Below are 22,405 nucleotides of genomic sequence, written 5' to 3'. Positions count from 1 at the left end.
CCGAGTCAACGACATGCCGACACCTGGAATACATCGCCCGCCCCAACGCGCTTTGCGCCAAAGTGCAACGCAGGCGAGGAGCGTTCCCCTGTTTACCGCCGATGAAGCGTGGAGCAGAACCAACGCGGATCGGCGCGCAACGAGCGAGACGGACGATCTGAACGCGATCCTCGAACCCGGCTTCTGGATGACGGCCCTGGTTGCGTTCCTGCCGACGGTCGCCGGCTGCCTCTATCTCTTCCTGACCCAGGGATGACACGCAAGTATCGAACGCGGCACCGCGCATCTCCGCGGGCGCTGGCCGCTGTCCTGGCGCTGTTGCTGGCGGGATGCGCGTCGAGCGCGAATCTGCCTCCGGCCTATCATCCCTCGCGTGCGCCGGGCGCCAAGGCGGTGCAGGACGGGGTGAGGAAAGCAGCCGCGGAGGCCAAGCTGGGCGGAGGCCTCGAGACATCGGCCGTTCGCTACAGCGACCATGGGCCCGGATCGTATTTCGTGTGCCTGAGGCAGACAGGCCCATCGGCGGGCGGACCGCCTGCTTATTCGGTTTTCTTCGACAATGACGAGTACAAGGGAATCCAGAGTTCGGTATTGTCCGAGGCGTGCGAAGCCGAGCCATTGGCTCCGTTTAGGTGAGGCCAGGATGTTGATATGGTCGGAGTGAGGGCTATTGCTGGTCGGCCGTGGCCACGGTTCCGTGCCCCAAAAACCGCCCAATCTGGGGTCACTAAGCGCCGCGGGGGAGGCCTGTGCCTTCCGTTGTGGGACTGCAGGACTTGATGATTGATCCAAGGCGACTTGTGGTGCTGGCAGCTTTTGCGCTGCTCGCCTTGAACCCTTGTCTGGCCACAGCCTCGCCCGCCAAGTCGAAGCCGGCTGCGGCCCCCGCTGTCGCGCCGCCACCTCCGCCGGCTGAGCCGCTGCCGCCGCCGAAGATCTACCTGTTCCGCGGCGCCATGGGGCCGATCTTCTCGACCGGCATGGACCGGCTCAGCGAGAAGCTCACGGCAGCCGGCTTCTCGGCCGACGTCTACGAGTTCACTCTGTGCCGGCTGATCGGCAATCGCGCCATCGCCAGCTACAAGGAGAGCCCGGCGCCGATCGTGCTGATGGGCCACTCCATGGGCGGCCTGTGCTCGGTTCTCATCTCCGAGATGGCGGCCAAGGAGAACATCCCGATCAGCCTCGTCATCACCATCGATCCCGCCCATGCGACCGATGACGTGCCGCTCAATGTCGAGCGCTTCATCAACATCTTCCTCTCCGACAGTGTGCTCGGCGGCGGCAATGTGGTCGCGGTGCCGGGCTTCCGCGGCCATTATGCGAGCTATGACCTGAAGCAGAACAGCCGCGTCTCGCACATCAACATCGAGAAGTCGGACGACATTCACCGCCAGATCGTCGAGATGGTGACGCAGTTGCCGCGGATCCAGGCGGCGCAGACCGAGGCCGATTCGGTACCGCTGCGCTATCTCGTGCCGGGCGACTCGCTGGTCGAATTGTGGGACAGCGGCGTGCGTTTGCCGGTGCGTCGCGGCGACACCATGGAGAGCATCGCCGCCGCCAACCGCGTGCCGCTGTGGTCGCTCGCGCAGAGCAACTCACTGCCGGAGAACGCAACGCTCACTCCGGGCCAATCCATCATCGTCCCGCGGCATCTGACGCCGCCGGACGCCGCGGCCGCAATGGTGGTGCCGCCGGCGGCGGCACCTTCACGGCGGAAGTAGCTTTCCTCTAGACGTTCGAGCCGTGGATCGCGTCGATCACGGCATCCGTCACTTCCTTCGTGGTCGCCTTGCCGCCGACATCGGGCGTCAGCACGCCGGCGGCGCAGACCTGCTCGACGGCCTTCATCAGGCGCGCGGCGGCATCCTTCTCGCCGAGATGCTCGAGCATCTGTGCGCCGGTCCAGAATGTCGCGACCGGGTTGGCGATGCCCTTGCCGGTGATGTCGAAGGCCGAGCCGTGAATCGGTTCGAACATCGAGGGGAAGCGGCGCTGCGGATCGATGTTGCCGGTCGGAGCCACGCCGAGGCTGCCGGCAAGCGCGCCGGCGAGGTCCGAGAGAATGTCGGCGTGGAGGTTGGTCGCCACGATGGTGTCGAGGCTCTTCGGATGCAGCGTCATGCGCACGGTCATGGCGTCGACCAGCATCTTGTCCCAGGTGACGTCGGGGAATTCGGTCGCAACTTCAGCGGCGATCTCGTCCCACATCACCATGCCGTGGCGCTGCGCGTTCGACTTGGTCACCACGGTCAGGAATTTGCGCGGACGCGATTGCGCGAGCTGGAATGCGTAGCGCATGATCCGGGTCACGCCGACGCGGGTGAAGACGGCCACTTCGGTGCCGACCTCTTCCGGCAGACCCTTATGCGCGCGGCCGCCCATGCCGGCATATTCGCCTTCCGAGTTCTCGCGCACGATCACCCAGTCGAGATCGCCGACGCCGACATTGCGCAGCGGCGAGGCGACACCGGGCAGGATCTTGGTCGGCCGCACATTGGCGTACTGGTCAAAGCCCTGGCAGATCGGCAGGCGCAGGCCCCACAGCGTGATGTGATCGGGCACGTCGGGCGCGCCGACCGCGCCGAAATAGATCGCGTCGAATGTCTTCAGCTCAGCAAGGCCGTCCGCCGGCATCATCACGCCGTGCTTCTTGTAATAGTCCGAGCCCCAGTCGAAGGTCTTGACGTTGAAGGCGAGGTCGCCGCTGCGTTTTGCCAGCGCCTCCAGCACGCGGATTCCGGCCGAGATCACCTCGGGGCCGATGCCGTCGGCGGGAATGGCTGCGATCGAATGGGTGCGCATGGATGTGCTCCGTTTGGGGTGTCAGTGGGATTGCGGGACGGGTTCGACGGGCGCGGTCTGCGCGCGCGACAATAGCAGGGTCAGCACCGCCGAGAGAACGAGCAGGCCACTGACGAAGTACAGACCGCCGACAAAACTGCCGGTCTGGTCCTTGATCCAGCCGATCATGGCCGGACCGACGAAGCCGCCGAGATTGCCGATCGAGTTGATGGTGGCAATGCCCGCCGCGGCCGCGGGGCCGGAGAGGAACAGCGTCGGCATGCTCCAGAGCGGCGGCTTTGCGGAGGAGATGCCGATATTGACGAGCGTCAGCGCGACGAGCACCGCGACGACGCCGGATGCAAGGCCGGCATAGGCGAGGCCCACGGCGGCAATCAGGCAGGCGAGCACGACGTGCCAGGTGCGCTCGCCGGTGCGGTCCGAATGCCGCGCCCACAGCACCATGGCGACGACTGCCGCCGTGGCCGGCAACGCGTTGAGGAAGCCGACCTGGAGCGAAGACAGGCCGAACTGCTTGATGATCTGCGGCGCCCAGACGCCGAGCGTGTAGAGGCCGGCCGAGGTGCCGAAATAGATCAGCGACAGCGCCAGCACGCGCGGATCGGCCAGCCCGCGCCAGATGCTGTGGCTCGCAGTCGCGGCCTTGCTGGTGGTCTCCTCGTTCATGGTCTCGACCAGCCAGCGGCGCTCGTCATCGGCGAGCCATTTTGCTTTCTCCGGGCGATCGGTCAGGAAGGCCAGCACGACGAAGCCGAGCAGCACGGCCGGCAGCGCCTCCAGCACGAACAGCCATTGCCAGCCCTTGAAGCCGAGCAGGCCGTCCATCTCCAGCAGTGCACCGGACACCGGCGAACCCAGCACGGTCGAGAGTGGTGCTGCCGCCATGAACAATGCGGTCACCGCGGCGCGCTGGCGTGCGGGGAACCAGTAGGAGAGATAGAGGATGATGCCGGGAAAGAAGCCGGCTTCCGCGACGCCGAGCAGGAAGCGCAGGATGTAGAAGCTGGTCGCGCCTTGCACGAACGCCATCGCCGCCGAGACCATGCCCCAGGTGATCATCACCCGCGCGATCCAGATCCGCGCGCCGACCTTGTGCAGGATGATGTTGGAGGGCACCTCGAACAGGAAATAGCCCCAGAAGAAGATGCCGGCGCCAAAACCGTAGACGGTCGGCGACAGGCCGATGTCCTTGTTCATCGTCAGCGAAGCAAAGCCGATATTGACGCGGTCGATGAAGGCCACGAAGTAGAGCAGCATGATGAAGGGAACGATGCGCCAGGTGATCTTGCGCAGCACGCGCGTCTGAATCTCGCTCGCCACTCTGGCCTCCCCACGGTTCCGGCTTGTTGTGTGGCAGCGAGCCTAGGCGGGAGCGGCTGGCGGACTCAATTGGCACTGGTTTATACAAAAAAATGATATAATCCTCCGACGGCGAGACGAGAGGATCCGGAATGGAATTGCATCAGTTGCGATGCTTCGTGGCGGCGGCCGAGCAGCTGCATTTCGGCCGCGCCGCGCAGCATCTCCAGATGCTGCCGTCGGCGCTCGGGCGCCAGATCAGGCTTTTGGAAGAGGATCTGGGAACGCGGCTGTTCGCGCGCACGACCCGCGCGGTCTCGCTCACCGAGGACGGCACGTCGCTGCTGCGCGACGCCCGCGCCATCCTTGCCCGGGTCGAGGCCGTGGAGAGCAATCTGCGCAATCGCTCGCGGGCGGGCGCTGCGCGGCGGCTGCGGGTCGGCGCCATCGACAGCGCCGCGGCCGGGTTGCTGCCGCCGCTACTGCGCGATTTCCGGACAAAACATCCGGAGGTCGCGGTGCAGCTTCTGGAGGACAAGACCGTCCGGCTGTTGCCCAAGGTCCTGACCGGCGCGCTCGATCTCGCCTTCGTCCGTCCGCCCGACCGGGCGGACAAGCGGCTCGAGTTTCGGCCTCTGCTTCAGGAAACCGCGATCGTCGCGTTTCCGCAGCGCCACGCGCTCGCCGGGCGCAAGTCGATCACGCTGGCCGACATCGCCGACGAAGCCATGCTCGTCCCTGACCGCCGCTCGCGACCACATAGCCACGACCTCACGATAAAACTGTTCGAGCAGGCCGGCTTGACGCCGCGCATCGTGCAGGTCGCCGACGAGAAGCAGACCATCATCCATCTGGTGGCAACGAAGCTCGGCGTCGCCATCGTACCGCGCTGGACCACGCGGATGGCGGTGACGGGCGTGCGCTTCGTGCCGCTCCGGCCGAAGCAGAGCGGCCCCGTCGGCCGGCTGCCGCTGGCCGCGGCCTGGTTACGCGGCTCGCGCGATCCGGCCCGCGATGCGATGCTCGCAGTGCTCGAGGCGCGCCTGCGCAGCTATGCGCGGGAGGCGTGAGCGGTTATGACTGGGTTTGGACATAGGGTGTGATGCGATGAGCGGACAAAAAGCTTCCAACGAATTGCGGGTGGCCATCGCGGGCCTGGGCTCGATCGGCACCAAGATCGCGACCGCGCTCGATCAAGGCATCGAGGGCCTGACGCTGTCGGCCGTGGCCGTGCGCGATCCCGCCAAGCATCAGGCATTTCTGAACGGCCTTCGCCATCTGCCGCAAATCCTGCCGATCGACCAGCTCGGCGACGCCGCCGACATCGTCGTCGAGTGCGCGCCGAGCAGCCAGTTGCGTGCGATCGTCGAGCCGGCGGTGAAGCGCGGCAGGTCCGCGGTCGTGGTCAGCGTCGGCGGATTGCTCGACAATGATGATCTGATCGATCTCGCCCGCGCCAATGGCGGTCGCATCCTCGTCCCGACCGGCGCGCTGATCGGGCTCGACGCGGTCAACGCGGCTGCGGTCGGCACCATTCATTCGGTGAAGATGGTCACGCGCAAGCCGGTCGACGGGCTGAAGGGCGCACCGTTCATCGTTCAGAACAACATCGACATCGACAATCTGCGCGAGCCGCTCAAGCTGTTCGAAGGCAGCGCGCGCGACGCGGCGAAGGGCTTTCCGGCGAACGTCAATGTCGCCGTTGCGCTGTCGCTGGCGGGCATCGGGCCGGATCGCACCCAGATGCAGGTTTGGGCCGACCCCACCGTGACGCGCAACGTTCATCGCATCGAGGTCGAGGCGGATTCGGCGCGGTTCTCGATGGGCATCGAGAACATCCCGTCCGAAAATCCCAAGACCGGGATGATCACCGCGCTGTCCGTGATCGCGCTGCTGAAGAAGCAGCGCGCTACGCTTTGCGTTGGAACGTAATCCTCAAGCGCCCGTCACGCGCCAGATTACGTTGCCGACGTCGTCGGCCATCAGCAGCGACTTCTTGTCGGGGCCGATCACGACGCCGACCGGGCGGCCGTAGGATTCCTTCTCGTCCGGGGACAGGAAGCCCGACAGGATGTCGCGGCCGGGGCCGGACGGCTTGCCGTTCTCGAACGGGATGAACACCAGTTTGTAGCCGGACAGCGTGCTGCGATTCCACGAGCCGTGCTGGCCGATCACCATGCCGTCGGGGAAGCCCGGCAGGGTGCCTGATGGCATCCAGCACAGGCCGAGCGAAGCGGTGTGGCCACCGAGCGCGTAGTCGGGTTGCAGCGCCTTGGCGACCATCGCGGGATCCTGCGGCACGCGGTCGTCGACCGTCTTGCCCCAGTAGCAATAGGGCCAGCCGTAGAAGCCGCCATCACGCACCGAGGTCAGGTAATCCGGCGGCGTCTCGTCGCCGAGCCCGTCGCGCTCGTTGACGACGGTCCAGAGCACGTTCGTGTTGGGCTCCCATGCGAGTCCAACCGGGTTGCGCAGGCCTGCGCCGAAGATGCGGTGCGTGCCGGCGACGAGATCGAGCTCGTAGACCGCGGCGCGGCCTTCCTCGACCTCCATGCCCATCTCGGCGATGTTGCTGAGCGAGCCGACGCCGGCATAGAGCTTCTTGCCGTCGGGGCTCGCGAGCAGGCTGCGCGTCCAGTGGCCGGCGGGCTTGAAAGTGGTGAGCCGCTTGCCGGACGCGGTGATGCGGTCGGCATTGGCGACGTAAGGGAAGGCCATCACGCCGTCGGTGTTGCCGACATAGAAGGTGTCGCCGACCAGCGCCATGCCGAACGGCTGGCTGAGGTTCTCCATGAAGGCGCCGCGATGTTCTGCGACACCGTCGCCGTCCTTGTCGCGCAGGAGCGTGATGCGGTTGGCGGACTCGCCGAGTGCCGCGGCGCGCCGCATCGTCGCCTGCATCGCGTAGTGGAACACCGACCTCGGAGCACCCGCGATCTGCGTGGCTTCCGCAATCAGCACGTCGCCATTGGGCAGCACCTCGATCCAGCGCGGATGGTCGAGGCCGGTGGCAAACGCATTGACCTTGAGCCCGGGCGCGACCGTCGGCTTCTGGCCCTCGCTCCAGCCGCGGGCGGTCGGCATCTTCAGCGTCGGCAGCGCGCCTTGCGGCTTCGCGTCGGGAATCGCCGGGGCCTGCCCCCAGGCCGGCGCGGGCGTGGTGCCCGACAGCTTTCGCCATTGCAGCGCGATGCCGCCCACGAACGCGACGAACTGCGCGAAGATGCTGGAAAATGTCATGAAAATCCCCTGTCGAACCTGCGGCACTGTCCAACGACGGATCGTCCAAAGCCCCGCGCGGGCTCAGACCGGGTCGTCGACCTCTCCAGATCCACGATGGAACGTCGTCATGCCGTTTTGCGCGCGCATCCAACTGGGTGGCGGTAAAAAGGTCAACCTGTGCAGGGTCGGATCGAGCCGTTCACGGCGCAAATGGCTGCACGCCGAATTTGCATGGCAGCCGCCACCACATTGCTGTCCCGGCGAAAGCCAGGACGATACCGGCGAGTTCAGGGGCTACATCACCGCGGCGACGTGAACGGGATGATCATCGGTACACGGCGGCAATAGGCGCCGTAGGCGTCCTCGCCGAGCTCCTTTGACAGGAACACCTCTTCCATCCGGCCCTTCTGCCACATGCCGAGCGAGATCAGGATGGCGCCGAGGATCGTCGTCACCAGGCCGATCGCAACGCCGGTCACCAGCATGCCGAAGATCAGCCCGGTGTAGATCGGGTGACGCACGATGCCGTAAGGGCCGGTGTCGATGACGCGGTGATCTTCCTTGTGGGTGATGGTGTTGGACCAGAACTTTCCGAGATGCAGCCGGCCCCACCAGGCGAAGGCGATGCCGGCGACCGAGAGGATTGCGGCAACGGCGATGCCGGTGTTGCCGAGCACCCAGAGCGGCTTCCAGCCCAGGATCTCCGCAATAAAGGGCGTGTACAGGATGCCGCCGACCAGGATCGGCAGGCGATAGCGCTGCGACTCCAGCGTCATGACCTGCTTCTTGGTCTGTCCCTGCCAGAACGAGGCGCCCACCCAGCTGGCGAGAAAGGCGACCCAGATCAGGGCGAGGAGTTCGGTCGGCCAGGCCGTGGTCCAGCCACCCCAGGCCACGGAGAGAAGCTTGCTGAAATCGAAGGACATGCGGAAAGGTTCTTTGGTTTGGGCGGCGGCCTTAGCTCGCGCGCGAGGAGAGCGCGTGATGCTTGATGGCGCCGGAGGGCTGCTGGCCGTTGCGGGCGAGCAGATGGGTGATGGTTTCGTGCAGCACCGGTTCGATCGGGCGCGGCGCATAGCCGAGCTCGGTACGCGCCTTGCCGATCGAAAGATCGCTTGCGGCGAGCGCGATGCGCACGCCCTCGGCGGTGCCGTTGGGTGGACGGTGCGTGATGCGATCGGAGATCGATTCCAGCATGATGGCGGAGAGCTCGGCGATCTTGCCGGGAACGACGACCGGGTATTGCCGCCGTCCGCTCATCGCCGACATCATCCGCAGGATCTGGCCGAGCCGGACGCAGTCGCCGCCGAGGATGTAGCGCTGACCGGTGCGGCCGCGCTCCATGGTCAGTAACAGGCCCATCGCGACGTCGCGGACGTCGACGAGGTTGACCAGGAAGTCGAGATGCGGCTGCACCTTCTTCTGCAGGAAGTACCACAGCATCGCGGTGGGCGGCGTCAGATTGTGGTCGGCGGCGCCGATCGGCATCGTCGGCGTGCCGATCACGAGCGGGAAGCCGCTGGCTGCGGCTTTCGCAGCGTGATGCTCGGCGAGCGACTTCGAGCGCGTATAGGCGCCCGGCATCGCGTCAGCCGGCTGCAGCGCCTCCTCGGCGGCAACGCCGTTGAGGTTCGCATAGGGAAACAGGATCGATTCCGTCGAGCAGTGCAGGAAACGCGAGACGTTGTGCTTCATCGCAGCCGCAAGCACGACCTCGGTGCCGCGGAAATTGACGTCGTGGAAGTCCTGCTTGTTGGCGACCCACATGCCGGGCAGGCCGGCGAGGTGATAGACCTGATCTATGCCCGAAAGCGCGGCATCGACCGCGGCACCGTCCAGCACCGAGCCATGCACATACTCAACATCCGTGTTCGCCGTGGCCGGCGGTCGCACATCGAGAACACGTACCCGCTGCCCACGGGCGCGGAGCGCTTCGACAAGATGCTGTCCGATGAAACCGCTGCCACCGGTAACCAGTACGAGAGTCATGAAGTAGGTTTTGCTGTTCCGCTTCGAGAAAGCTATCGGGTTGAAAGGGAGTTGGTCGGAAGAGGCGCGAGAATCGCGGCGAGGTCGCGACGAAAACCCAGTGCAATGTAAAATTTTGCCATGACGAACATCGGTCCAAGCAGGAAATGCGTGGGGTGGTCGACCATCGACGGCTGCCGTTCCTCGAACACCCTGTGCCCGACGATTTGCGATGCGACGCCGAGCACGATCAGCACCGCAAAAATCGACCACATCATGGCAAGCGAGACCTGATTGCCGATCGCGGTTGCGACCGAAAGCAGCACGATCATCGACACGAGGATGCCGAACCCGACGCCGGCGTCCAGCATCAGCCAGTATACCAGTACGGGCAGGGCCAAAATCACGGCGAGGCTGACCTCGACCCCGAACACGGAGAAATGGACCAGCGTCAGCGGCAGCGTCGCGCCGGTGAACAGCAGGAGAATGCCGACCACATGCATCGCGCAATTCCAGGGATCGCGATGGTATTCGACATAATCGGCCAGTTGGCGTTGAAAATAGCCAGCCATCTTGGTCTCGTGCGGCACGGGGGCGGGGAAGGGCGAAGACAGCCTATAGCACCTGATAGGGCAGTGCACAAACCGGCGCTATTGTCGCGCAGGACCATGCTGTCGCGCTGTGAGACAGGTCACAAAATAGTCAGAAGTTCAACGGGTTCCGCCACACGCGACGGATGCGCGCTCAATGCTTCTTGGCGGGCTTTTTCGCCGCAGGCGCAGGGGCTGCTGCGGGATGCACAGGCGCTTCTTCGGGCACTTTGGCAAAGGTCAGGATTTGCAACTGGCCGTTGACGGCCGAGGTCGGCTTGGCGCGGTCGAGGAACTGCTCCTCGCCGAGCCCGATCGGCTGCAGCCGCTTGGTCGAGATCTTGAAGGTGTTCACCAGCACATCACGGATCGCATCCGCCCGGCGCTGGCTCAGGATCGCGTTGGCTTCCCGCGTCTTCTGATTGGACTCGACATGGCCGACGATCAGGAAGGTGTAGGGCAGCAGCGAGGCGTGAACCAGCGCGTCGGCGATCCGGCCGACGGTCTGGTAGGAGTCCGGCTGGATGATCGGCGTGTCCGCGTCGAACTGGATCTGGGCGTTGAAGGCGGGCAGCTTGGCGAGATCCGGCGCGATCAGAGGCCGGTTCACCGGACCTGGATCGTTCTTGATCCTGGCCTTGGCCCGCTCCATCACCTGCTGCTTCAGCGCGGGGAGATCGACTTCGGGGGCTTCCTCGAAATGATTGAGCTTGCCGACGATGTCGTCGCGGGTCGGCGCCGTCTGCGCGCCCGCTGCGCCCGCGAGCAGAGCGAGACCCAACGCGAAACCGATTCCGGCGGTGAAGTGCCCGGTTGCCCGCATCATCGATACCCCGCGTCGTCGACGGCCTTCAGGCAGTTGTTGCTGATGCCCTTGGGCGTCGAGATCAGGCAGGGGATCGACTTGCTGGTTTCCTTGGTCGAGCCGCCGCAGACCTTGACGATCTCGCGCTGGCAGGCGTTCGCGACCGTGACGCGGGCGGCGACGCGCTTCTGGATGGCATCGAACGCCGTGAGATAGTCGCTCTGGCACTGCTGGGAGAGCACGTCCCGGTTGCGGGACAGGCACTCCTTGAGGCGGGTGGAATCCGGATTGACGCCGCGGCAATTGGCGACGATTTCCGCACCGCAGCTTTTTGCCAGCAGCCCGATCGAATCGCCAAAGCTCATGGTCTCCGCCGTCGCAAGCGACGGCATCCCCAACAAAAGCACGATCAGTGTGATGGAGCCCCGGACCATGGTTGCATCTGATACGGGGAAGTTCGCCATGGTCAAGGGCTGTTCGAACCAGAACCGTCGAGAGTCCGGCCAGTGCGGCTAACAGTCCTCACTCCTCGGCGTCGTCGCTGGGAGGAAATTCGATCAGGACGGCCGTGTGGTTCCGTATGTCGTCGGCAAATTCGGGATCGGCCTTGAGTTCGTCCAATGTCCTGGGCGGGGGAAGCTCGCGGCCGTCCTCGGTCAGCTCCTGCGCATAGAATGCGATCGCCTCGGGCGCATTCTCCAGGGCCTCGTCGGCGTCGTCGCCGCCGGAGATGCAGCCGGGCAGGTCCGGAAACCACAGGCTGACGTCATCCGGGCCCGCGTCTTCGATGATGGCGACGTAGTGAGGCATGTCGGCCTCACGCCCGCTGCACAAAGCTGTCCACGACCTTCTTCTCGCCGGCCTTGTCGAAGGCGATGGTGAGCTTGTTGCCGTCGATCTTGGTGACGCGGCCGTAGCCGAACTTCTGGTGGAAGACACGGTCGGAGAGCGAGAATTCCGATGTCGTGCCGGTCGATTTGGCGACCAGCTCGCCCTCGATCGTCATCGGCCCGCGGCGACGCGAGGAGAAGCTGCCGAAATCGGGGCCGGATGACGAGGACGACGAGAAGTTCGGGGCCTCTTCCTCGAAGCCGCCACGTCCGCCGCCGCCATTGCGTCCGCCGCCGCGATTGCGGTTGGCCTGGGCGCGCTGCCAGCCCGGCGTCGAATAGGTCGAGCCGAACGCCTCCATGTCGTCGAAGCGGGAGGCGCCGTAGCCGCCGGTGCCGCCCCAGGCCGAGCCACCCTTGGATTCCGTGATCTCGACATTGGCCGCCGGCAGTTCGTCGAGGAAGCGCGACGGGATCGTGGTCGACCAGGTGCCATGGATGCGCCGGTTGGTCGCGAAATAGATTTTCGCGCGCCGCCTCGCGCGCGTGAGGCCGACATGGCCGAGCCGGCGTTCTTCTTCCAAACCGGCGCGGCCCTGCTCGTCGAGCGTGCGCTGGCTCGGGAACAGGCCTTCCTCCCAGCCGGGCAGGAACACGTTGTCGAATTCGAGACCCTTGGCCGAGTGCAGCGTCATCAAGGACACGGCGTCTTCCTCGGCACCGCCATCGCGGTCCATCACCAGCGAGATGTGCTCCAGGAACCCTTGCAGGTTCTCGAACTCTTCCATCGAGCGCACGAGCTCTTTGAGGTTCTCCAGCCGGCCGGCTGCGTCCGCCGAACGGTCCTTCTGCCACATCTCGGTGTAGCCGCTCTCGTCGAGCACGATCTGGGCGAGATCGGTGTGCGCGGTGACCTCGCGCTGGGCGCGCCAGCGGTCGAACTGGGCGACGACGTCGCGCAAGGACCCGCGCGCCTTCGGCTTCAGTTCGTCGGTCTCGACCACCGCGCGTGCCGCCTCGAACAGCGGAATGCGGCGCTTGCGGGCGTGGTCGTGCAGCATCTGTATGGTGGCATCGCCAAGCCCGCGCTTAGGCACGTTGACGATGCGCTCGAAGGCGAGATCGTCGGCAGGCGAGTTGATGACGCGAAGATAAGCCAATGCGTCGCGGATTTCGGCGCGCTCATAGAAGCGCGGGCCGCCGATGACACGATAGGGCAGGCCGAGCGTGACGAAGCGGTCTTCGAACTCGCGCATCTGGTAGGACGCGCGCACGAGGATGGCGACCTCGTTGAGCTTCTCGCCCTTGCGCTGGATCTGCTCGATCTCCTCGCCGATGCCGCGGGCTTCCTCTTCCGAATCCCACGAGCCCGTGACCGTGACCTTCTCGCCGTCCTGGTCTTCGGTGCGCAGCGTCTTGCCGAGCCGGCCTTCGTTGTGCGCGATCAGGTGCGAGGCGGCCGCGAGGATGTGGCCGGTTGAGCGGTAGTTGCGCTCGAGGCGGATCACCTTGGCGCCGGGAAAATCGTGCTCGAAGCGCAGGATGTTATCGACCTCGGCGCCGCGCCAGCCATAGATCGACTGGTCGTCGTCGCCGACGCAGCAGATGTTCTTGACGTGCGGCGTCTGCTCCTTCGCCCCGCTTGCGGGGAGAGGGAGAGTCTCCACGAGCTCGGTGCTCGGAGAGTCCGCCTCACCCGCATCGCTCTGCGATGCGACCTCTCCGCGCACGCGGGGAGAGGTGGAAGACGGCGCCTGCGACAGCAGCCGCAGCCACAGATACTGCGCGACGTTGGTGTCCTGGTACTCGTCGACCAGGATGAACTTGAAGCGCTGCTGGTACTGCCGGAGAATATCCGGATGCTCGCGGAAGATGCGGATGTCCTCGAGCAACAGGTCGCCGAAATCGGCCGCGTTCAAAATCTTCAGCCGCTCCTGGTAGCTCGCATAGAGCTTGCCGCCCTTGCCGTTGGCGAAGACGGCGGCTTCGCCTGACGGCACCTGCGACGGTGCCAGGCCACGGTTCTTCCAGCCATCGATCAGCCCGGCCAGCATGCGCGCGGGCCAGCGCTTGTCGTCGATGTTGTCGGCCTGCAGCAGCTGCTTCAGCAGCCGCACCTGGTCGTCGGTGTCGAGCACGGTGAAATTCGACTTGAGCTGCGCCAGCTCCGCATGGGTCCGCAGAATGCGGCCGCCGATGGAGTGGAAGGTGCCGAGCCACGGCATGCCCTCGACAGCCTGGCCGAGCATCTGGCCGAGCCGGTGCTTCATCTCGCGCGCGGCCTTGTTGGTGAAGGTCACCGACAGGATCTCGGAGGGGCGGGCGCGGCCCTGGCTCAGGATGTGGGCGATCCGGGTGGTCAGCACGCGGGTCTTGCCGGTGCCGGCACCGGCCAGCACCAGGACCGGGCCGTCCAGCGTTTCGACGGCGTCGCGCTGCTCGGGATTGAGCCCGGTCAGATATTTCGGGCCCACCGAGGCGCGCGCACGCGCGGCGATGCCGCCGGCTGCGGGCTGGTGGTCGGGTACGCTGGTGATTTTGCTCGGCTCGGTCATGCGAATCATTGGCCCCACGATGGCACCGCGGGGTGGCGGAAGGGAGCCTTCATAACAGGGATTGCCGCCTATATGGGGCGGCCGGCAAGGGTTTTCCACGTGCACGCCGGGCTGATTTGTTCCTGCGTGCCGGACGAATTTCCAGCCCCGGCGGGCCGGAACCAATGTTCCGAGCCGGAGATTGTTTGTTCAAGTGAGGCGCCTCAGCCGCGCCGATCGCAGACAGACATCAAAACAGAGGTTAAGGCCATGCTGAGCTGGGTTGTGACATTTCTCGTTATCGCACTGATCGCCGGTCTTCTGGGCTTTGGCGGCCTCGCCGGCGCATCGATCGAAATCGCCAAGATCATCTTCTTCGTCGCGATCGTCCTGTTCCTGGTCTCGGCCGTGGTCGGCCTTGCCCGCGGCCGCAGGATCTAGTGCGCCGGATCATGCACTAACGCTTCGAGGGCATTGCCACGTTTCGGCCGATGCCCTCGGGGCGCGGCACGGCGCTGTGAGCCCCGACGACGGCCGCGATGCGCGCGCGAATATCCGGCGGAAAGGCCGCCACCTTGCGCGAGCCCATGTCGATGTGCAGCGACATGTTCTCGGAGGTCGCCGACAGCCAGCCCTCGGTTGCGTGCCGCAGCTCCTGGAAGGTGTGCAGTCGCTTGTCGTCGGCCTCCAGCAGCCAGACCGAGACCTGCACGGGATCGCCGAGGTGAATCTCACGCAGATACCGCACGTGACACTCGGCGGTGAAGGTCGAGCCGTTGCGCTCCTTCATGTATCCCGGGCCGATCCCAAGCTGCAGCCACATCTGGTCGATCGCCCGGTCGAACATCACGTTGTAATAGGCCATGTTGAGATGGCCGTTATAGTCGATCCATTGCGGCTCGATCTGCATGATCGAGGCGCGGAACGGCTCAGGCGTAGGGGCGGTGGCACTCTCCGGCATGTCTCATTCCCTGGCTATGCGTCCGGTCGCTTGACTTGACCGGTGAGATGTCCTTTGCCACGGTTTCCAGTGTCGGGAGGACTATCCGTGGGTACGACCATCACCAATAATCCGCCGCGGCCGGAGCCGAAAGCCCTTGCAAGCGCGCTGGAGCAGCTTGCCGCACGCTTCGGCAACCGCCTCATCACCTCGCAGGCCGTTCGCGAGCAGCACGGCCATACCACCACATGGATCGTCAACCAGCCGCCGGACGGCGTGGTGATGGCGCAGGAGACCGCCGACATCCAGGACGTGGTGCGGATCTGCGCGAAGCACGGCGTGCCGGTCATTCCCTTCGGCACCGGCACCTCGCTCGAGGGCCAGGTCAACGCGCCCGCCGGCGGCATCTCGATCGATTTGCGCGACATGAACAAGGTGCTCGCGGTGCATGCCGAGGATCTCGACTGCGTGATCCAGCCCGGCGTCACCCGCAAGGCACTCAACGAGCACCTGCGCGACCAGGGCCTGTTCTTTCCGATCGATCCCGGCGCGGACGCCTCGCTCGGCGGCATGGCCTCAACGCGCGCCTCCGGCACCAACGCGGTGCGCTACGGCACCATGCGCGACAGCGTGCTGGCGTTGAAAGTCGTGCGCGGCGATGGCGAGATCATCACCACCGGCACACGCGCGAAGAAGTCCTCGGCCGGTTATGACCTGACCCATCTGTTCGTCGGCGCCGAAGGCACGCTCGGCATCATCTCCGAATTGACCATTCGTCTCCGCGGCATTCCCGAGACGATCGCCGCGGCCGCGGTCTCCTTCGAGACCGTGCACGGTGCGTGTCAGGCGGTGATCCTGGCGATCCAGACCGGCATTCCCGTGGCGCGCATCGAGTTGCTCAACACGGCGCAGGTGAAGGCCTGCAATTCCTATTCGAAGCTGACGCTGCCGGAGACGCCGCTTCTGCTGATGGAGTTCCACGGCAGCGAGGTCGAGGTCGATGCGCAGTCCAAGGCGTTCGGCGAGATCGCAAGGGAGTGCGGTGGCGGCGATTTCTCCTGGACCACCAAGCCGGAAGATCGCACGAAATTGTGGCAGGCGCGGCACGATGCCTATTGGTCCGTCAAGGCGCTGCGGCCCGGCGACAGCATCGGCGTGGTTGCAACCGACGTTTGCGTGCCGATCTCGCGGCTCGCCGACTGCGTCAGCGAGACCGAGGAAGATCTCAAGCGTCTCAACCTGTTGTCGCCGATTGTCGGCCATGTCGGCGACGGCAATTTCCACTGCTCGCTGGTGTGTGACACCAACGATGCGGCCGAGATGGCGCGCGGCGAGGAGTTCATGCATCGCCTCGTCGAACGCGCGCAGGCGATGGATGGAACCTGCACCGGCGAGCACGGCATCGGCCAGGGCAAGCAGAAATATCTCAAGGCGGAACTCGGCCCTGAAGCAATCGATGCGATGCGTGCGATAAAAATGGCACTCGATCCGCAAAACATCTTCAACCCCGGCAAGATCGTGCCGGAGGCGTAGCGCGCGCCATTGCCTTTCGCTTATGCTCGCTCCATCACGGCGGAGCGAGACAATGCAGTGGTTCGCGCGCAGGACGCGAGAAGATATATGGGACGAAGCGATCGAGTGGCCGCTCGGCGATATCGAGGCGGTCGCGCGCATCCGCTCCATCTGTGACGCTGCGGTCCAGAGCGCCGCAGGCTCCGCCTGTAACGACAAAAGCGAGAGCGCGCGTTATGAGCGCGCCGCAAAGGTCGCGATGGAAATCGCGATGAAGATCTCCGACGGCCTGATGCGCGACGACGCGGTGCATCGCATCGTCAATCTCTGCATGGCCGCGAACGACATCAAGACGGCGCAGATCCTGTTCCGCGCGATCCACGCCAGTTGGATCCGCGAAACGGCGCAGCGCGATCATCCGGCTTTGGTTTAGACATGATCCTATTCGACGACCTCGTCGGTGCGGGCGAGCAGCGCGGGCGATATATTCAGCCCCAGCGTCTTCGCGGTCTTCAAGTTGATCACGAGTTCGAACTTGGTCGGCTGTTCGACTGGTAGATCGGCCGGCTTGGCCCCGCGGAGTATCTGATCGACGTAATCGGCCGCCCGTCGGAACAGAGCCGGGAGGCTCGGTCCATAGGACATGAGTCCGCCGCTTTGGACACCGCCACTGACCCCCCAGATTGTCGGCAGCCGTGCGCCCAACGCCAGCTCGTTGATCGTAACTTGCTTGGCGTCTACCAATGCTTCGCTCGCGATATAGAGCGCTTCGGCTCGTTCCTTCAGTCCTTCGAATGCAGGTGCGATATCCTGCTCGCCGCGGATTTCCAGTGCGATGACCTCAACGCCAAGCGCGTGCGCCGCGGCCTGAACCTCGGCCAGCTCTTGCTTGGCCGCGGGATAGGCAACGTTGGCCATCACTGCCATCCGTCGGAGCCCGGGAATGACTTCCCGCAAAAGTTCAGCTCGTTTGCCTGCAAGATCGGGCCCCTGGATCGACAGTCCGGTCACGTTGGCTCCCGGTCGGGACAGATTATCGACGAAGCCACTGCCAACCGGGTCCACAGCTACGGCGAACACGACCGGAATCGTCGATGTCAGCTTCTTGATCGCGAGGACCGCGTTTCCTCCGGTCACAATGATGTCGACCTTGAGACGGACGAACTCCGCGGCTATTTCGGCGATCCGGTCATTGCGTCCGTCTGCCCAGCGATAATCGAGGGCAACAGCATTGCGACCTTCCATCCAACCGAGCTCGCGTAACCTCGTTTCGAAAGAAGCGGTCGACCTGGTCCACGATGATTGCGCGACTGTTCCAAGAAAGCCAATGGTCGGCCGTTTCGTTGACTGCCCGCGCGCCGCGACTGTGCACGCAACAGTCGCGCCTCCGAGCAACGTGATGAACCCTCGTCGCTTCATGCAGCGTCCAGGATAAGGCCAGATATTTGAGGCCCGCAGGGTAGCACACTGGAGGCGGCGGGATAGATCGCTCGGCGCCCCGCAGCTACTTCGCCAGCTTGCGTACGGCCTCGTCCACGCTGTGGAAGACGTGCTCCTTCGGCAGCACATCGAACAGCCTGAAGCGCTCGAAGGCGTCCTGCGCGCGCACCGATTCCAGCCGCGCCAGCGCGACCGTGACGCCTTGTTCGTGGCAGACTTTGAAGACGTCGAGCAGGATCTGCGCGGCCGTGAAGTCGATCTCGACCATGCCGCTTGCCTCGAGCACCAGCAATTGCGGCGTCGCCGTGCCGAGGACTTTCGTCACGTCGCTGCGGAAGCCCGGCGCATTGAGGAAGGACAGCGGCGCCTGCAGCCCGATCACGGCGACGCCGGCGATGCGCTCGCCGGTGATGTGCGGGTGCGCCGGCCACCAGATCGTGGTGCCCGGCACACGCTCGAATTCGACCAGTCTCGCGCGCGTCGTGCTCCAGATGCCGTGCAACAGCGACAGTACGATGCCGAGGAACGCGCCCTGCTGGATCGGCAGCACGATGATCAGCGCGGCGGTGGCGACGATCAGCAGAAACTCGCTGAAGGACTGGCGATAGATCGTCACGATCTGCTTGGTGCGGATGATCCGCAGCGCCACGAACAGCAGGATGCCGCCAAGAGCTGCATCCGGGACATGCTGCAGCAGCCCCGTTCCGAACGCGAGCAGCAACAGGACGATCACTGCGGCCGCAAGGCCCGCAAGCTGCGATTGCCCGCCGGTCTCGGCAACGATGCCCGTACGCGGCGGGCTGGCATTGACCGGAAACGCGCCGAACAGGCCCGACAGCACGCTGCACGCGCCGGCGCCGAGGAAGTCGCGATCGACATCGGCGGGCTTGTCGGGATCGGACGGGAACGACCGCGTGGTGGCTGCGGTCTGCACCATCACCACCACGGTCACGACGAAGGCGAGCGGCACCAAGTGCACCCATTGCTCCGGCGCCAGATCAGGGAAGGTCGGCCGGGGCAGCGTGCCCGGCACCGTGCCGACGACTTTGACGCCCTTGCTCTCCAGGCCAAACGCGATCGTGGCCAGCGTCGCGGCAACGAGCCCGATCAATGCGCCGGGGATTTTCGCGCTGATCCTTTCGGAGATGAAGACCACTGCGAGCACGCCGAAGCCGATGCAAAAGGTGATGGGATTGGTGCGGCCGATCTCGGTTGCGAGCACGCCGATGCGATCGAGCGTCGGGCCGCTCGGCGAGTCCAGTCCCAGCACGCCCGGCAATTGCGAGACGATGATGTGGACGGAGATGCCGGCGAGGAAGCCGACCATCACCGGCATCGACAGAAGGTTGGCGATACCGCCGAGCCGGAACGCGCCCCCGGCGAGCATCATCGCGCCGACCATCAGGGCCAGCGCGATCGCGAGCCCCTGATATTCCGGTGAGCCGGCAGTGGCCAAAGCGGCAAGCCCGCCGGCGAAGATCGGCGTGATCGTGGAATCCGCACCGCAGGACAGGAAGCGGTTGCCACCGAGCAGAGCAAAGCCGAGCGAGCCCGCCATGAAGGCGAAGAAGCCGATCTGCGGCGCGAAGCCGCCGAGCCGCGCGGTCGCCATCTGCTCGGGGATCGCGATCGCCGCCAGCGTCAGCCCCGCCATGAGATCGCCGGGGAGGGCATAGGAGGCGAGCGAGCCAAACAGCGGCCATGCTTTCCTGGCGTGAGCGTCTTGCGGCATCGATGCGGAATCCCCGGAAAATCTGCGGTGGTCCGTCAGACTACAACATTTCCGGATTGGAGGGCGGCCGACTGCGCAACTTCGCGATCATCAACAAAAATGTCCGCAAGCGAGGCTTGCGGACATCAATGCCTATCGCAGTGCGGCGGTGTCAGTACCTGGTGCCGCGGTTATAGTCGCCGCCGCCGCGTCCCATGCCTCCACCGCCATGGCCGCCCATGCCCATTCCCATGCCCATGCCGAGGCCAATTCCGAGACCGATTCCGACGGCTTCAGGCGGCGGGCCGGGAGGCGGCGCGCGCTCGACGACGACTTCGTCAGGCGGCGGCCGGCGCTTCGGCGGCGTGTCGACGACCTTGCGCTTTGGCGGCGTGTCGTCGACGCGCTTCTTGATCACGGGCGCAACCGTCGGGTTGATCGGCGTTGCCGGCGGCGTCGGTGCCGAGCACGGGCAGGTCGGTGCCATCGCGACGGCGACCGGCACTGCGGCGGCGGCAACCGGCAGGGCATAATTGCGGTTCTGCACGCGAAGCAGCAGCCGGCGCGCGGTCGCGGCGAGATCGCTGTTGTCCCAGTTTGCGAGATAGGTCTCGTACGAAGCGCGGGTATTGATCGCCACCGCACGGTCCCATGCCAGCATCTGACGCCGCCGCTCCAGCACCGTACGCAGGCGCGGCGTCTGGGCGTCCTGCGCATAGAGTTCGACATAGGCCTGATACGCAGGCACGGTGTCGTCGGCGATCACGAGCTGATAGGCGGCCTTGGCATCCTTGCCCTGCAAATCCTTGCGCCAGTCCTCGACGCTGCGCGTCGCGCTGGCGAGGGCCATCGCATTTGCGCCCGGCGCCGCGGGCTGTCCGCTGCCGCTGTCACCGCCGTAGAATTTGAAGTCGGTCGTCAGCGACGAGCTTTCCCAGGGGATCTGCCGCCCGTCGGTCGATTGCGCGACCGCGATGCGAATGCGCTTGAACACTTCCTCGATCGGGATATTCGGCTGCTTGGCAACGGTCAGCGCTGCCGTGGTGTAGGGACTGTCGGCGCCGGATCCGTCCTCGGCTTCGGCACCGGGCGAGGTCGAGTACGAGATGAAGGAGCCCGGCGCGCCCGCCTTGGTGTCGACGATCGCAAGCCCGTGGCCGGCACCGCTCAGCGCCGGGAACGGATTGTTGCGGCAGGCGTCGAGCATGAAGATGCGCGCCCGCGTCGGCAGCGCGCCGAGCGTGTTGAGCAGATCGTTCAGCCGCACGCCCTGCAGCGGAATGTCGGCCTCGCGCTTGGGATCGAGATCGACGGGCACGAGATAGTTCTCGCCGTCGATCTGCAAGCCATGGCCGGCATAGAACACCAGCGCAACCGTGTCGGCGCCGCTGGCGCTGACCTTGCCGGCGAAATCGGAGATCGTCTGGCGCATCTCGCTCTGCGCGAGGTTCGGCGCCGCGGTGACGGTGAAGCCGGCATTGCCGAGCAGCTCGGCCATGCCCTTGGCATCGTTGGCGGCGTTCGGCAATTCCGGCACCGTGCGATAGGCGGACTGGCCGATCACCAGCGCAAGCCGGGCTTCGGCCGCGGCCTGTGTCGGCGTCATGAGTTGCGTGAGTGCAAGGAGACCGGAAGCAAGAACTAAATTGCAAAGGACTGGACGGCGCATGGTGTCACCTCCATCGGCAATGAGCGCGAGGATATTACCTTTTCTAGTCGTCGGCCGCGGCGCTGTCTGTGCGCTAGCTCACGCTCTCGCGTGCGGCAAAATGGGGCAGGGGGTCTGCCAGAACCGACGCGCGGTGCCGTGCCTTCAGAACAATCCACGGTCCCAGGGCGGGTCAGGCGCAAAGCGTGCGGCGAGAAAGTCGATGAAGGCGCGCACCTTCGCCGGCGGCCGGCGATCGGGCAGGTAGACCGCATGCACCGCGGAGGACTGGATCTCCGGCTGATCGAGCGGAAGCGCGACCAGCGTGCCGGCGCGCAGATCGTCGGCGATAATGAAGGTCGGCTGACGGGCGAGGCCGAGGCCGGCCAGCGTCGCGGCGCGCAGCGCATCGCCATTGTTGGCGCGCAACGTGCCGCTGATCTGGATGCGGATCTCGCCGTCGACGCCGAACGGCCATTCTGCGGCGCTGCCCTGCTGGGTGAGCGTGTAGCCGAGGCAATTATGCGCGGCGAGGTCGGCGACGGTGCGCGGCGTGCCGTGTTTTGCCAGATAGGACGGGGCGGCACACACAACGAGGCGGTTCGGTGCGAGCTTTCGCGCCACCATGCTGGAGTCGCGCAGCTTGCCGATGCGGATCGCGAGGTCCCAGCCTTCCTCAGCGAGATCGACGAGGCGATCGTTGAGGCCGAGCTCGATGGTCACCTCGGGGTAGCGTTCCGAAAAGTCTGCAATGACGGGCGCAATCTGCCGCGTGCCGAACACGACGGGCACGTTGACCCGCAACAATCCGCGCGGCTCGGCGCGCTCCCGTGCGACCGCGGCATCGGCCGTCTCCATGTCGGCAAGGATCCGCTCGGAGGATTCCAGATAGAGGCGGCCGGCTTCGGTGATCGACAGCCGCCGCGTGGTGCGGTGGAACAGCTTGATGCCGAGCCGGGCCTCCAGCGAGGCCACGTGCTTGGTGACCATGGTCTGCGACAGACCCATGGCCCGGGCCGCGCCGGACAGGCTGCCGTTCGCCGCCACCTTGGCGAAGACTTCCAGGCTGGTCAGCCGGTCGAGCATCTATTTCACTCT

Annotated in this window: 22 protein-coding genes; 7 read left to right on the top strand and 15 right to left on the bottom strand. The window is 65.4% G+C overall.

The genetic code is table 11. From position 1 onward, the window contains the following. The first annotated feature begins 13 nt into the window (after positions 1–13). On the top strand, positions 14–256 hold the full coding sequence (locus NLM31_RS32445; protein ID WP_254194950.1) for a hypothetical protein: 243 nt from the start codon (positions 14–16) through the stop codon (positions 254–256). A gap of 523 nt (positions 257–779) precedes the next feature. After that, positions 780–1,727 (top strand): LysM peptidoglycan-binding domain-containing protein, encoded by a 948-nt coding sequence (locus tag NLM31_RS32440; RefSeq protein WP_254194949.1) that lies wholly within the window; start codon positions 780–782, stop codon positions 1,725–1,727. Between the two features lie 7 nt (positions 1,728–1,734). Here NLM31_RS32440 and NLM31_RS32435 read toward each other — a convergent pair whose 3' ends face one another. Together NLM31_RS32435 and NLM31_RS32430 are read right to left on the bottom strand one after the other, a co-directional pair. Next, positions 1,735–2,808, bottom strand: coding sequence for a tartrate dehydrogenase (locus NLM31_RS32435; protein WP_254194948.1), 1,074 nt, complete (start codon positions 2,806–2,808; stop codon positions 1,735–1,737). A 21-nt stretch (positions 2,809–2,829) separates the two neighbouring features. After that, positions 2,830–4,128 (bottom strand): MFS transporter, encoded by a 1,299-nt coding sequence (locus NLM31_RS32430; RefSeq protein ID WP_254194947.1) that lies wholly within the window; start codon positions 4,126–4,128, stop codon positions 2,830–2,832. A 131-nt stretch (positions 4,129–4,259) separates the two neighbouring features. Between NLM31_RS32430 and NLM31_RS32425 the strand changes: the two genes are divergently transcribed. Next, complete coding sequence (locus NLM31_RS32425; protein WP_254194946.1) at positions 4,260–5,177, top strand: LysR family transcriptional regulator; 918 nt, start codon at positions 4,260–4,262, stop codon at positions 5,175–5,177. 37 nt (positions 5,178–5,214) lie between these two features. Further along, a complete protein-coding gene (locus NLM31_RS32420; protein WP_254194945.1) occupies positions 5,215–6,039 on the top strand; it encodes an aspartate dehydrogenase in 825 nt (274 codons plus the stop codon). 3 nt (positions 6,040–6,042) lie between these two features. Here NLM31_RS32420 and NLM31_RS32415 read toward each other — a convergent pair whose 3' ends face one another. The 8 genes from NLM31_RS32415 to NLM31_RS32380 form a co-directional block, all read right to left on the bottom strand. Further along, a complete protein-coding gene (locus NLM31_RS32415; RefSeq protein ID WP_254133348.1) occupies positions 6,043–7,347 on the bottom strand; it encodes a sorbosone dehydrogenase family protein in 1,305 nt (434 codons plus the stop codon). A gap of 281 nt (positions 7,348–7,628) precedes the next feature. Further along, complete coding sequence (locus NLM31_RS32410) at positions 7,629–8,255, bottom strand: isoprenylcysteine carboxylmethyltransferase family protein (protein WP_254133347.1); 627 nt, start codon at positions 8,253–8,255, stop codon at positions 7,629–7,631. A 31-nt stretch (positions 8,256–8,286) separates the two neighbouring features. Continuing rightward, entirely contained in the window at positions 8,287–9,318 is a 1,032-nt protein-coding gene (locus tag NLM31_RS32405; RefSeq protein WP_254133346.1) for an NAD-dependent epimerase/dehydratase family protein, read from the bottom strand. Positions 9,319–9,350: 32 nt separating this feature from the next. After that, positions 9,351–9,869, bottom strand: a complete 519-nt coding sequence (locus NLM31_RS32400; RefSeq protein WP_254194944.1) for a DUF962 domain-containing protein — start codon at positions 9,867–9,869, stop codon at positions 9,351–9,353. Positions 9,870–10,041: 172 nt separating this feature from the next. Continuing rightward, complete coding sequence (locus tag NLM31_RS32395; RefSeq protein WP_254196313.1) at positions 10,042–10,710, bottom strand: OmpA family protein; 669 nt, start codon at positions 10,708–10,710, stop codon at positions 10,042–10,044. Then, positions 10,710–11,126: a hypothetical protein gene (locus tag NLM31_RS32390; protein WP_254133344.1), complete on the bottom strand. Its 417-nt coding sequence runs from the start codon at positions 11,124–11,126 to the stop codon at positions 10,710–10,712. Before NLM31_RS32390 ends, NLM31_RS32395 begins: the two co-directional genes overlap by 1 nt. 88 nt (positions 11,127–11,214) lie before the next feature. Then, positions 11,215–11,502 carry a type II toxin-antitoxin system HicB family antitoxin gene (locus NLM31_RS32385; RefSeq protein WP_254133343.1) on the bottom strand — a complete coding sequence of 96 codons (288 nt, stop codon included), beginning with the start codon at positions 11,500–11,502 and terminating at the stop codon, positions 11,215–11,217. 7 nt (positions 11,503–11,509) lie between these two features. After that, positions 11,510–14,086, bottom strand: a complete 2,577-nt coding sequence (locus NLM31_RS32380; RefSeq protein ID WP_254194943.1) for an ATP-dependent helicase — start codon at positions 14,084–14,086, stop codon at positions 11,510–11,512. A gap of 240 nt (positions 14,087–14,326) precedes the next feature. On the opposite strand from NLM31_RS32380, the gene NLM31_RS32375 reads away from it, so the two are divergent. After that, entirely contained in the window at positions 14,327–14,497 is a 171-nt protein-coding gene (locus tag NLM31_RS32375; protein ID WP_234679956.1) for a DUF1328 domain-containing protein, read from the top strand. 16 nt (positions 14,498–14,513) lie between these two features. Here NLM31_RS32375 and NLM31_RS32370 read toward each other — a convergent pair whose 3' ends face one another. Further along, positions 14,514–15,017: a thioesterase family protein gene (locus NLM31_RS32370; protein WP_254194942.1), complete on the bottom strand. Its 504-nt coding sequence runs from the start codon at positions 15,015–15,017 to the stop codon at positions 14,514–14,516. Between the two features lie 87 nt (positions 15,018–15,104). Between NLM31_RS32370 and NLM31_RS32365 the strand changes: the two genes are divergently transcribed. Beyond that, positions 15,105–16,529: an FAD-binding oxidoreductase gene (locus NLM31_RS32365; RefSeq protein ID WP_254194941.1), complete on the top strand. Its 1,425-nt coding sequence runs from the start codon at positions 15,105–15,107 to the stop codon at positions 16,527–16,529. Between the two features lie 52 nt (positions 16,530–16,581). Then, entirely contained in the window at positions 16,582–16,941 is a 360-nt protein-coding gene (locus tag NLM31_RS32360) for a hypothetical protein (RefSeq protein WP_254133339.1), read from the top strand. Between the two features lie 8 nt (positions 16,942–16,949). On the opposite strand, the gene NLM31_RS32355 is transcribed toward NLM31_RS32360, so the two are convergent. The 4 genes from NLM31_RS32355 to NLM31_RS32340 form a co-directional block, all read right to left on the bottom strand. Beyond that, positions 16,950–17,927, bottom strand: coding sequence for an ABC transporter substrate-binding protein (locus NLM31_RS32355; protein WP_256561875.1), 978 nt, complete (start codon positions 17,925–17,927; stop codon positions 16,950–16,952). 85 nt (positions 17,928–18,012) lie between these two features. Further along, positions 18,013–19,680: a SulP family inorganic anion transporter gene (locus NLM31_RS32350; RefSeq protein WP_254194940.1), complete on the bottom strand. Its 1,668-nt coding sequence runs from the start codon at positions 19,678–19,680 to the stop codon at positions 18,013–18,015. A gap of 151 nt (positions 19,681–19,831) precedes the next feature. Next, the gene (locus NLM31_RS32345) at positions 19,832–21,328 is read right to left on the bottom strand and encodes a caspase family protein (protein WP_254194939.1); all 1,497 of its coding nucleotides are present in this window, start codon (positions 21,326–21,328) and stop codon (positions 19,832–19,834) included. A gap of 144 nt (positions 21,329–21,472) precedes the next feature. Next, positions 21,473–22,393 carry a LysR family transcriptional regulator gene (locus tag NLM31_RS32340; RefSeq protein WP_254133335.1) on the bottom strand — a complete coding sequence of 307 codons (921 nt, stop codon included), beginning with the start codon at positions 22,391–22,393 and terminating at the stop codon, positions 21,473–21,475. Positions 22,394–22,405 lie beyond the last annotated feature (12 nt).

Source organism: Bradyrhizobium sp. CCGUVB4N, from assembly GCF_024199945.1.
GTDB lineage: Bacteria > Pseudomonadota > Alphaproteobacteria > Rhizobiales > Xanthobacteraceae > Bradyrhizobium.
This window is presented reverse-complemented; position numbering and strand designations above follow the sequence as displayed.